Source organism: Metabacillus rhizolycopersici, assembly GCF_020075705.1.
Genome location: NZ_JAIQUM010000022.1, coordinates 1 through 12214, shown reverse-complemented (window position 1 = coordinate 12214; position 12214 = coordinate 1). Strand labels below are relative to the sequence as shown.

12 protein-coding genes, 1 rRNA gene and 1 riboswitch are annotated in these 12214 nt (G+C 38.6%); all 13 genes read right to left on the bottom strand.

Annotated features, from left to right (window positions below; translation table 11 throughout):
* Positions 1-567, bottom strand: a complete 567-nt coding sequence (gene purN / locus K9V48_RS11645; protein WP_224139167.1) for a phosphoribosylglycinamide formyltransferase — start codon at positions 565-567, stop codon at positions 1-3.
* Complete coding sequence (gene purM / locus K9V48_RS11640; RefSeq protein ID WP_224139166.1) at positions 564-1604, bottom strand: phosphoribosylformylglycinamidine cyclo-ligase; 1041 nt, start codon at positions 1602-1604, stop codon at positions 564-566. Before purM ends, purN begins: the two co-directional genes overlap by 4 nt.
* 74 nt (positions 1605-1678) lie before the next feature.
* Entirely contained in the window at positions 1679-3094 is a 1416-nt protein-coding gene (gene purF, locus K9V48_RS11635; protein WP_224139165.1) for an amidophosphoribosyltransferase, read from the bottom strand.
* Positions 3070-5298: a phosphoribosylformylglycinamidine synthase subunit PurL gene (gene purL, locus K9V48_RS11630; RefSeq protein WP_224139164.1), complete on the bottom strand. Its 2229-nt coding sequence runs from the start codon at positions 5296-5298 to the stop codon at positions 3070-3072. The genes purF and purL overlap by 25 nt, the downstream gene beginning before the upstream one ends.
* Positions 5282-5965, bottom strand: a complete 684-nt coding sequence (gene purQ, locus K9V48_RS11625) for a phosphoribosylformylglycinamidine synthase subunit PurQ (RefSeq protein WP_224139163.1) — start codon at positions 5963-5965, stop codon at positions 5282-5284. Before purQ ends, purL begins: the two co-directional genes overlap by 17 nt.
* Positions 5962-6216 carry a phosphoribosylformylglycinamidine synthase subunit PurS gene (gene purS / locus K9V48_RS11620; RefSeq protein WP_111617687.1) on the bottom strand — a complete coding sequence of 85 codons (255 nt, stop codon included), beginning with the start codon at positions 6214-6216 and terminating at the stop codon, positions 5962-5964. Before purS ends, purQ begins: the two co-directional genes overlap by 4 nt.
* Positions 6204-6935, bottom strand: coding sequence for a phosphoribosylaminoimidazolesuccinocarboxamide synthase (gene purC / locus K9V48_RS11615; RefSeq protein WP_224139162.1), 732 nt, complete (start codon positions 6933-6935; stop codon positions 6204-6206). The genes purS and purC overlap by 13 nt, the downstream gene beginning before the upstream one ends.
* A 133-nt stretch (positions 6936-7068) precedes the next feature.
* Complete coding sequence (gene purB / locus K9V48_RS11610) at positions 7069-8361, bottom strand: adenylosuccinate lyase (RefSeq protein WP_224139161.1); 1293 nt, start codon at positions 8359-8361, stop codon at positions 7069-7071.
* A gap of 15 nt (positions 8362-8376) precedes the next feature.
* Entirely contained in the window at positions 8377-9507 is a 1131-nt protein-coding gene (gene purK, locus K9V48_RS11605; protein WP_224139160.1) for a 5-(carboxyamino)imidazole ribonucleotide synthase, read from the bottom strand.
* The gene (purE, locus tag K9V48_RS11600) at positions 9494-9982 is read right to left on the bottom strand and encodes a 5-(carboxyamino)imidazole ribonucleotide mutase (protein ID WP_224139159.1); all 489 of its coding nucleotides are present in this window, start codon (positions 9980-9982) and stop codon (positions 9494-9496) included. Before purE ends, purK begins: the two co-directional genes overlap by 14 nt.
* Positions 9983-10186: 204 nt before the next feature.
* Positions 10187-10288: riboswitch (purine riboswitch) on the bottom strand.
* An 86-nt stretch (positions 10289-10374) separates the two neighbouring features.
* Positions 10375-10575 carry an NETI motif-containing protein gene (locus tag K9V48_RS11595; protein WP_224139158.1) on the bottom strand — a complete coding sequence of 67 codons (201 nt, stop codon included), beginning with the start codon at positions 10573-10575 and terminating at the stop codon, positions 10375-10377.
* A 450-nt stretch (positions 10576-11025) separates the two neighbouring features.
* Positions 11026-11790 carry a class I SAM-dependent methyltransferase gene (locus tag K9V48_RS11590; RefSeq protein WP_224139157.1) on the bottom strand — a complete coding sequence of 255 codons (765 nt, stop codon included), beginning with the start codon at positions 11788-11790 and terminating at the stop codon, positions 11026-11028.
* A gap of 334 nt (positions 11791-12124) precedes the next feature.
* Positions 12125-12214 (bottom strand): 5S ribosomal RNA (rrf, locus tag K9V48_RS11585); the annotation flags it as partial.

The window sequence follows — 12214 nt, the reverse complement described above, 5'->3', positions numbered from 1 at the left end:
TTATTTTGATACTAATTCTTGAATTACTTTTGGATATAAAGCATGTTCAACTTTATGAATTTTTTCAGCTACCGTTTCAATTGTATCTTCATCTGTAATTTCGATTGCTTGCTGAGCAATGATTGGACCTGTATCCATCCCTGAATCCACAAAGTGAACGGTGACACCTGATACTTTTACACGTGCTTGAAAGGCTTGTCCGATTGCATCCTTACCTGGGAATGCTGGCAAAAGGGAAGGATGGATATTCACGATTTTATTTGCGTACGTTTCTAATAGTGTTGAACCAATTAAACGCATATAACCTGCAAGAACGACTAAATCAATTTCATGCATTTGTAAAGCATCTAAAATTTCACGTTCAAAATGTGATTTGGTTTCATAGTCTTTTGGTATGAAGCTAAAGACTGGTATATTTGCTGACTTTGCACGCGCAACGATACCAGCTTGAGGCTTATCACAAACAACAAGGCCAATTTCTGCATTTATGACCCCAAGCTGTATTTGATCATATATAGCTTGGAAGTTACTGCCATTACCTGATGCAAAAACGGCTATTTTCTTCATTGGAGAGCTCCCCCACCAAACGAAACACCTGAACCTTGCTTCACTCGGCCAATGATATAAGCCTTTTCACCATTTGTCTCTAACAGCTGAACCACATCCTGTAAAAGCTCCTCTTTTACCGCAAGAACAAAGCCGATTCCCATGTTAAAGACATTGAACATATCTTCATGGCTAAGTTCACCTTTTTCTTTAAGGAAATCAAATATTTTCGGTATTGGCCATGAACCGAAGTCAATTTCCACACCTACTCCTTCAGGAAGCATCCGCGGAATATTTTCGATAAATCCTCCACCTGTAATATGTGCCATTCCGTCTATTTGATACTTTTTAATCACTTCTAGAACCGGCTTAACATATAATTTTGTTGGTGCTAATAAAACTTCACCTAAGTTTTCCGTGAATGGTTCATACACAGCTTGCAAATCAAGTTTGTGATCTTCAAGGAGAATTTTACGAACTAATGAAAACCCGTTACTGTGGATTCCACTTGATGAAAGTCCTACTAAAACATGCCCAGGAGCGATGTTTTCTCCAGTAATTATTTTCTCCTTTTCCACTACTCCAACTGAGAAACCTGCTACATCATACTCATCTTCTTCATACAATCCAGGCATTTCAGCTGTTTCGCCACCTACCAATGCACAACCAGATTCCTCACAGCCATCGGCAATCCCTTTTACAATTTGCTCGATTTTTTCTGGCTTTGCTTTACCTAAAGCTAGATAGTCTAAGAAAAATAATGGTTCTGCACCTTGAGCTAAAATATCATTTACACACATTGCGACAGCATCGATCCCAATTGAGTCATGCTTATCAGCCATAAATGCAAGCTTTAATTTCGTTCCAACACCATCCGTACCTGAAACGAGAACTGGCTTTTTATAATTTAATTCACTTAAATCAAACATTCCTCCAAAACCGCCAAGTCCACCCATAACACCCGCGCGCATTGTTTTGGCAACATGCTTTTTCATTCTAGAAACGGCTTCATATCCTGCTTCGATATCGACACCAGCTTGTTTATAAACGTCGGACATGTCTGATTCCTCCTAGTAATCTTCATTAATGTAAGACAGGAATCGAAGACTCGATTCCTATCGGCTAATTATATTTATGCCTTCTCATGAGGAAGGACTGTATCTTGATATATTTCAGTTGGATAACGCCCTGTAAAGCATGCTAAGCACTGCCCTTTCGTCTCACCTTCATATGGTCGACCGATTCCTTCAATTAAGCCTTCTACACTTAAAAAGGCAAGGCTATCTGCTCCAATCATTTCACGGATTTCTTCAACTGAATGGTTTGATGCAATTAGTTCTTCATGTGTTGACGTGTCTATTCCATAAAAGCAAGGATTTGCGATTGGCGGCGAACTAATCCGAACATGCACCTCTTTTGCACCAGCCTCACGAAGAAGTGTTACAATTCTTCTGCTCGTCGTTCCACGTACGATTGAGTCATCAACCATGACAACTCTTTTGCCTTCAACAACTCCACGTACAGCTGATAACTTCATTTTGACACCTTGTTCACGTAAGGCTTGCGATGGCTGGATAAATGTACGACCTACATAACGATTTTTTATTAAGCCTAGTTCATAAGGAATTCCCGTTAATTCGGCAAACCCAATCGCTGCTGAAATACTAGAATCAGGTACACCTGTCACAACATCTGCCTCAATCTCAGATTCAACCGCTAGACGTTTTCCAAGATTTTTACGAGCTGTATGAACATTAATTCCATCAATATCGCTATCAGGACGAGAGAAATAAATATATTCCATGCTGCACATTGCACGATTGATATTCATTGAAAAACGCTCAGAGCGTATTCCTTCATCATTTATGATTAATAGCTCACCAGGTTGAACATCTCGTTCGTATTTTGCACCAACAACATCAAATGCACATGTTTCGGATGCAACAACATAAGCATCTCCCATCACACCGATCGATAATGGACGTAATCCATTAGGATCAAGTGCGACCATCAGTTCTGTTTCCGTCATGATTAAGAAAGCATAAGCACCCTTTACCATTGTTAACGCATTTTTCACAGCTTCCTTCATATCGATATGGCCGCTTCTTCTGATTAGATGAGCAAGTACCTCTGTATCAGAAGTTGTTTGAAAAATACTACCTTGACTCTCAAGCTGATGTTTAACCTGTGTTGCATTAACAAGGTTACCATTATGCGCAAGTGCTAGGCTTCCGCTATGTGATGATTTAAAAAGGAGGGGTTGGACATTTTCGTATCCACCTCCACCTGCAGTCGCATAACGAACGTGCCCTATTGCAGCTTTACCTGATAAATCATTTAGTTTACCATTTCCAAATACCTCTGATGTTAAACCTAACCCTTTCATCCCTGTTAGCTTCTCACCATCAGTCGTAACAATCCCTGCACCCTCTTGTCCTCTGTGCTGTAGACTGTGTAGTCCGTAATACGTAATTTGAGCCGCATCTGGGTGACCCCAAATTCCGAAGACTCCACATTCTTCATTTAATCCCTTGAGTTCAGCAAGCATGGGATAGCTCCTTTCCATGCATCCTTTAATTCTTCAACAGATGCATCGACAAGTGATTCATCGTTTTCGTCTTTAATGATAAGTTTACCTGAATTCGTTACTTCACCAATACAAACCGCATCAACGTGCTGTTCGAAAGCTTGTTGATTTTCCTTTTTAACAGATACAACAAATCTAGTTTGTGATTCACTAAATAATGCAGCAGTTGCATCGCCTTTAAGCGTTACAGATGCACCTAACCCTTTACCACCAAATAGAGGTTCTGCTAAGGCAACAGCAACTCCACCTTCTGACACGTCATGAGCAGATGCTACTGTATTTGCACGGATTGCTTTTGAAATCTGTCCTAATACGTTTCTTTCCTTCTCTAAATCTATTACTGGAGACTTACCAAAGATTTTGCCATGAGTAAGCTTCTGAAGCTCACTTCCACTAAATTCAGGCTTTGTTTCGCCAATTAGGTAGATTAGATCCCCAGCTTCTTTGAAGTCTTGAGTTGTAATATAATCTGTATCTTCAATTAGCCCAACCATACCAATGACAGGTGTTGGATAAATTGCTGTTCCATTTGTTTCATTGTATAAAGACACGTTTCCACCGATGACAGGAGCGCTTAACACTCTACACGCTTCACTAATACCATCAGCCGCCTTTTCAATTTGCCAGAAAATTTCTGGTTTTTCAGGATTACCAAAGTTTAAATTATCCGTAATCGCTAACGGCGTTCCACCTGAGCAAACGATATTACGAGCAGCTTCTGCTACCGCAATTTGTCCACCTACCTCAGGGTCAAGGTAAAGATAGCGAGAATTACAATCAGTCGTCATCGCTAATGCCTTTTTCGTACCACGAATTCGCACAACCGCAGCATCAGAACCTGGTGCTACAACTGTATTTGTTCGTACCATATAATCATATTGATCATAGACCCACTCTTTACTTGCAATTGTCGGTTGTTTTAATAAATCAATAAGCGTTTCTTTGTAATTTTCTACGTTGATTGGAGCAACGTCCATTTGTTGGAACTCTTCATAATATGCAGGTACTTTTGAAGGTTTATGATAAACAGGTGCATCTTCAGCTAACGCATCAACTGGAAGCTCAGCTACCATTTCACCCTTATGGAAAAGACGAAGCATTTTATCATCCGTCACCTGGCCAACTGCTACAGCCTCTAAATCATATTTTTCAAAAAGATCTACAATCTCCTGCTCTCTTCCACGTTCAATAACAAGCAGCATTCTTTCTTGTGATTCAGAAAGCATCATTTCGTATGGAGTCATACCTGTTTCACGCTGTGGTATTAAGTCTAGGTTCATTTCAATACCAGATCCAGCTTTACTTGCCATTTCAGCAGATGAGCTTGTTAAACCCGCAGCTCCCATATCTTGAATACCTACTAGAGCATCATTTTTTACTACTTCAAGACAAGCTTCTAGTAAAAGCTTCTCCATAAATGGATCGCCAACTTGTACTGCTGAACGATCTTCACCAGAATCCTCGGTTAATTCTTCAGAAGAAAATGTTGCACCGTGAATTCCATCACGACCTGTTTTAGCACCAACATACATCACTGTGTTGCCAACGCCTTTTGCGAGGCCTTTCTTTATATCTTCATGATTAATTAACCCAACACACATTGCATTAACGAGTGGATTTCCTTCGTAAGAGTCATCAAATTGGATTTCCCCACCTACTGTCGGAATACCAATACAGTTACCGTAGCCAGCAATACCAGCAACAACCTCTTCAAACAAATACTTCACACGTGGAGTTTTCAATTCACCAAAACGTAAAGAGTTTAAGATCGCAATTGGTCTTGCTCCCATTGAGAATACATCACGAATAATTCCACCTACACCAGTTGCTGCACCTTGATATGGCTCAATTGCTGAAGGATGGTTATGACTTTCAATTTTAAACACAACCGCCTGATTGTCTCCGATATCGACAATCCCTGCTCCTTCTCCAGGACCTTGTAAAACTTTTTCACCTGTTACAGGGAATTTCTTTAAAATAGGCTTTGAGTTTTTATAGCTACAGTGTTCAGACCACATAACGGAGAAAACACCGATTTCTGTGTAATTAGGTAGACGTCCAATGATCTTTTCGATAAGGGCAAACTCATCATCACTTACACCCATTTGTTTGTAGATTTTTTCATCTTTTATCATCTGGTTAGTTGGTTCAAGCTGTAGTGACATGAGATTCCCTCCAGTTTTTCACGATTGATTTAAATAATTTTAATCCGTCTGCACTTCCTAGTAACTCGTCAACCGCACGCTCAGGGTGTGGCATCATTCCTAATACATTTCCGCGCTCATTCGTAATACCAGCGATATCCACTAAGCTACCATTTGGATTCGATTCGTAGGTAAACGCAATTTGCTTATTTTCTTTAAGCGTTTGTAGTGTTTGCTCATCACAATAATAATTTCCTTCACCATGTGCGATTGGAACGGAAATAATTTCATTTTGTTCATATTCTGATGTAAAAGCTGTTTCATTATTTGCAACTTTTAATTGAACAGGTCGGCACATGAACTTTAAGTTTTCGTTTCTCTTCATCGCGCCTGGGAGTAATCCTACTTCTAATAAAATCTGGAATCCATTACATACGCCAAGAACAGGTTTCCCTGCTTCAGCAGCCTTAACAACTTCTTTCATTACATTAGAAAAACCAGCGATTGCACCTGTACGTAAATAGTCTCCATAAGAAAAGCCACCTGGTAATAAAATACCATCAAAACCGCTTAAATCTGTTTCGTCATGCCATACATATTCTACTTCTTCACCAAGCTCATCTTTAATAGCATGATACATATCAACGTCACAGTTCGAACCTGGGAATACGATCACAGCAAATTTCACTTTGTGACAACCTCCTGTACCTCATATCTAAAGTCTTCAATTACCGTATTAGCAAGTAATTTTTCACACATTTCACGAACAATGACATCAAGGTCACGATCCGACTTTTCAATCGTAAGTTCCATAAATTTTCCGATACGTACATCTTCAACTTCATTATACGACATACTGTGTAACGCACTTTTCACTGCTGTTCCTTGTGGGTCTAAAACACTTTCTCTTAACGTGACATAAACTTTTACTTTGTACATGTTGATTGTCCTCCAAGTCTAGTTAAAATTTCCTCATATGCTTCTGTTAAACTTCCCATATTTCTGCGAAATACATCTTTATCAAATTTTTCATTTGTGGTGGTATCCCATAAACGACAAGTGTCCGGAGAAACTTCATCAGCTAAAATAATTTTCCCTTCGCTTGTCACACCGAATTCAAGCTTGAAATCTATTAATTGGATGTTACACGTTAGAAAATGAGCTTTTAACACTTCGTTAACTTTTTTAGCAAGCGTTTTTAACGTTTCAACTTGTTCTTTCGTTGCTACTTCTAAAAGCTCGATATGATCCTCCGTTATTAACGGGTCACCAAGTTCATCATCTTTATAGTAAAATTCAACAAGCGGTTGCTTCAGGATGACTCCTTCTTCAATACCGATTCGTTTAGATAGGCTTCCTGCAACAACATTTCTGACAACTACTTCAAGTGGGATAATCGTAACTTTTTTCACAAGTTGCTCTGTTTCAGAAAGTCTTTTCACAAAATGATTATCAATATTATTGGCTGTTAGCTTTTCAAATAGAATTGTTGTAATCTCATTGTTTAAACGACCTTTACCAGTAATCTCTTCCTTTTTCACGCCATTAAAGGCTGTGGCAGAATCCTTATAGGATACAAGTAAAATATCTGGTTCGTCTGTTTTATAAATGCGTTTTGCTTTGCCTTCATATAGTAATTCAAGCTTTTCAGTGCTCATGGAAGACCTCCTAAACGGAATATTGGAAATTTTTTTTGTAGTATGAATTGATTGTCATATTTTCTAACCCAATTTATTAATCATAAGATTTAGCAAGGGGCTTATTATAACTCCCTTGCTAACCTTTATACTTTTACAAACCAAGACGCTCAAAAATTGTATCTACGCCTTTTAAGTGATAGTTGTAATCGAAGCAATCTTCGATCATTTCAGCAGAAAGGCGAGATGTAATTGCTTCTTCCGCTTCAACAAGCCCACGGAATGGTACTTGCTTCTCCCATGCTTCCATTGCTTTCGGTTGAACAAGATCATACGCTTCTTCTCTTGTCATTCCAGTATCAATTAGAGCTAGTAGCACACGTTGAGAATAGATTAAGCCTTGTGTACGGTCCATATTACGCTTCATGTTTTCCGGGAATACAGTTAAATTTTTCACAATGTTTCCAAAGCGATTTAACATGTAATTTAAAGCGATTGTCGCATCTGGTAAGATAATACGTTCAGCAGATGAATGAGATATATCTCTTTCATGCCATAATGGCACATTTTCATAAGCTGTTAACATATAACCGCGAATCACACGGGCAAGACCTGTCATGTTTTCAGAGCCGATCGGATTACGTTTATGTGGCATCGCAGAAGATCCTTTTTGACCTTTAGCAAAAGATTCTTCCACTTCACGTGTTTCACTCTTTTGTAATCCACGAATTTCAATTGCAAATTTTTCAATTGAAGTTGCGATTAATGCTAAAGTTCCCATGTAGTCTGCATGACGATCACGCTGTAGTGTTTGCGTTGAGATTGGTGCTGGGCTTGTTCCTAATTTTTCACAAACATATTTTTCTACAAAAGGATCGATGTTTGCATAAGTTCCTACAGCTCCTGAGATCTTACCAAACTCAACACCTGATGCTGCACGTTTAAAGCGATCTAGATTACGCTTCATTTCTTCATACCATAGGCCCATTTTCAACCCAAATGTTGTTGGTTCCGCGTGAACTCCGTGAGTACGCCCCATCATAACTGTATATTTATGTTCTTGTGCTTTTTCTTTTAAGATTTGAATGAAGTTCTCAATATCTTTTAAAAGAATATCATTTGCTTGTTTAAGTAAGTAGGACAGAGCTGTGTCTACAACATCTGTTGATGTTAAACCGTAATGAACCCATTTGCGCTCTTCACCTAATGTCTCAGAAACTGCTCTTGTAAATGCTACAACATCATGACGTGTTTCTAGCTCAATTTCGTTAATTCGATTAACATCAAATGATGCATTTTCACGAAGAAGTGCAACGTCTTCTTTCGGAATTACACCTAATTCAGCCCAAGCTTCACAAGCAAGGATTTCAACTTCTAGCCATGCTTTAAATTTGTTTTCTTCCGTCCAAATTGCACTCATTTCTGGTCTTGCATAACGTTCGATCATCCTATTTCCTCCGATCTATTTTAGGCCCCAAATCTGGTTAACAGCTTCTATGTCTTCTTCTAATGAATCACTCATTATTGTAATATGCCCCATCTTCCGTTTTGAAATTGGCTCTTTCTTCCCGTAAAGGTGAAGTTTTGCCCTTTCTAGTAACGAGATATGGTCCGTAACAATAGCTAAATCTTCTCCTAAAAGGTTTACCATCATACCACTTTGTCGCAATGTCGTATTTCCAAGAGGAAGATTACAAATAGCTCGAACATGTTGTTCAAATTGATTTGTTTCACAGAGGTCAATTGTATAATGACCTGAATTATGTGGACGAGGAGCTAATTCATTAATATAGATCTCTCCGTCCTTCGTCAAAAACATTTCTACGGCAAGTGTTCCAACAAGCTCAAAGCTATTGGAAAGCTTTATCGCTAATTGCTTTGCTTCTTCAAGGGTTTCTTCAGAGACACGTGCTGGAACAATACTTTGATACAAAATATTATCTTTATGGATATTCTCAGCTACAGGAAAAGTCTTTGTATCTCCATTGACAGATCTCGTAACAATAACGGAAATTTCCTTTTCGAAAGGAACCCATTTCTCTAATATGCATGTTCCATGTAGCAAAAGTTTTTTAGCATCCATTAGTGCCTGCTCAGTACGAAGCACAACCTGACCTTTTCCATCGTAGCCACCTCTACACGTCTTCAGCACACTTGGATAACCAAGTTCCGATGTGGCACTTGTCAGCTCCTCCTCATTATGAACAATCTTATAAGGAGCTACATCACACCCTGCACGTTTAATTGCAGCCTTCTCTGTTTCACGATCCTGTGTAAGCAATAGTAATGCACTCTTTTGAGGTAAATATGCATGTTCCTCCAGCCAGTGCAAAGCCTTATAATCTATATTTTCAAACTCATACGTTATCACATCACTAATTTCAGCTAACTCTTTTATCGCGTCTAAATCATCATAGCTTGCTGTTATCTCACTATCAGCCAATTGGCCACACGGGCAATCTTTTGTAGGATCTAATACGGCAATCCGATATCCTAACTGTCTAGCCTCAATCGCCATCATTCTACCAAGCTGACCGCCACCGATAATTCCTATTGTTGCTCCAGGCATGATTCTTTTATTATTCAAGTTCATCACTGCTCTCTAACACTTTTAGACGAAGCTCTTCTCTTCTACTATCCAGTCTGTCTGCCAAGTCATTATCTCCTGTAGATAGGATCTGAGCTGCAAGCAATCCTGCATTCGTTGCCCCCGCTTTTCCGATGGCAACTGTTGCAACTGGAACACCTCCAGGCATTTGAACAATCGATAATAATGAATCAAGACCATTTAATGCCTTTGATTGAACCGGTACGCCAATTACTGGAATTGTCGTTTTTGCTGCAACCATTCCTGGAAGATGTGCTGCACCACCGGCACCAGCAACAATGACCTTTAAACCTCTATTTCTTGCATTTTCTGCATACTCAAACATGTAATCTGGAGTACGATGTGCAGATACTACCTTCTTTTCATAAGGGATTCCCAGTTCATCTAATATTTCACATGCATGCATCATTGTTTCCCAGTCAGATGTACTTCCCATAATAACGCCTACAAGCGGTTCCATCCTTTTCCCACCTTTTAGAATAACTTTAGATACAAAACAACAAAAACTTATTTTTAAGCTACCTATGGCCTATTTAAAAAGAGGATAGCCATTTCTTACTCTCTTCAATCATATAAAAAGCTCGATACACAACCTTCTCTTAGTAATAGAGAAAATACAGTACATCGAGCTCGGATTTAACCTTTATAATGGTTCCGAATCGTTGATACGTACACTTTCCCTTATAGTCCGACGATTTACGGTCATCGGGTAGAAACTTTTGGGCCATATCCCCAACGTTATATAAGGTTGTCGCTTATCAATTATTTACATGTTTAATAGTAACAATGAAGATTCGTGATGTCAACGTAAAATCGAACAATCTATTATATTCCAAAGTTAATGTTCGGTTTTTAGAGTAGTTTTCCTTCAAAAATGATCTCTCTACCGCAAGGCACATGTTCAACGATATTATCGCGTACCTCTTCCTTAAAGATTGGTTGCTCCATCCTTCTAACTGGATAATATCCATCTTTACGCATCCTATCTAAACATTCATCGATTGATTCGTGCTCTGCAACGATAAATTTTTGCTTTTTTGGCTTAGTTGTCATTTCTAATTCTCCCTTTTTCGAACAGCCCTTATTCAACATCGGACAGAAATCGTCTTCAATTGGAAGGATAGGACTACAGATTCTCCTCAAATGGCAATAATTTTACTAATGTATAATAGTTAATACAATCTTTCTAATTTATATTATAGACTAAATTAATTATAATAAAATTCCGTTAAATTTCACCGAATATTCCGATAAAATATCTTTAATAATTATTCTAAAATAATATAAACCGCAATACTCTATACTATATCAAAGTTCTTACTTTAAAATAGACAAGAACAAAAGTGCAAGCGCCTTAATCAGTCTTCTATTCAAAAGTTGCTGTAGACCCAAGAGCGGCTAGGCGCTGGAGCTGGATGTCGTGCGCTTTCCACAGTACAAGAATTTTATAAATTCCTAAGCAAAAAAGAACAGTAAGCAATGTTACTGTCTCATACTTAAAACTTAATTCAGTTTGTAACCTATAACCCGAAGTCTTTTATAATCTGCTGTCCATTGATCATCTTTATAAAGAAAAGTCTTTAAATTATCTACAACTCTCGTCATGATTTCATTTTTTGTCTGAGCAGGTACAGATTCAAAGAAGCTTGTACCAAACATCTCTATCCAATTTCTTAGCCCATGTTCCCCTTCTAGTCGTGTCGGTCTATCAAAATGGGCAGCAAAGGTAACTCTAAACCCAACTTCCTCCATTAACGAAGTATATTGTCCAATGCTAGGGTAATACCAAGGCGATTTATACTCGATTCCTACTCTTGCAAATTGTTTTCTAATTTCCTCTGTTATCATCTTAACATTACCTTCTCCACCGAATTCAGCAACAAATCTTCCGCCAACTTTTAACGAATGGAAAATAGCTTGCAAAGCATCCTTAGGCTGCTTAATCCAATGAAGGGTGGCATTTGAAAAAACAGCATCGAACTCATCTTTATAATCTATCTCTAAAACGTCCTTAACATGAAAAGGAATTTCACTATATTTCACTCTTGCAAGCTGTACCATATTTGCTGACTTATCAATGCCAATCACATTGCATCCAAGTTTGGCTAATGAATTGGCTAAGTCACCGGTACCACATCCAACGTCAAAAACGGCTTCACCCTTTTGAGGATCTAATAAGTCAACTAAGCTCTCACCGTATTTCGAAACAAATTGATGACTGCCGTCATATATACTTGCATTCCAGTTATCCTTAACATTGTTTCCCATCCCAGCTTCACACCTTTTTATCCGAATATAACATAGGAGCAGATTTAAAAGAATCTTTTTAGAAATTATTGTATTTTTTTCAAATGGCTGTTTTCTAAATAAGTGAAAGCGCCTTGATCAACCTCATGAGTGGCTGTAGACCTAAGAGGCAGTACAAAGCGCAACGTCCTATCGGCATTGACCTGCACTTGCACGTCCTGTACTCGGGGCCAGACACTTGCTCTGGATATCGTGTGTTTATCCATAGTAAAGGAATTTTATAAATTCCTTGTGCATGAAATAATCATTTTATACACAAAAAAGACCAGTATCTCTACTGATCTTTTTACTCATTACCTGGCAACGTCCTACTCTCACAGGGGGAAACCCCCAACTACCATCGGCGCTGAAGAGCTTAACTTCCGTGTTCGGCATGGGAACGGGT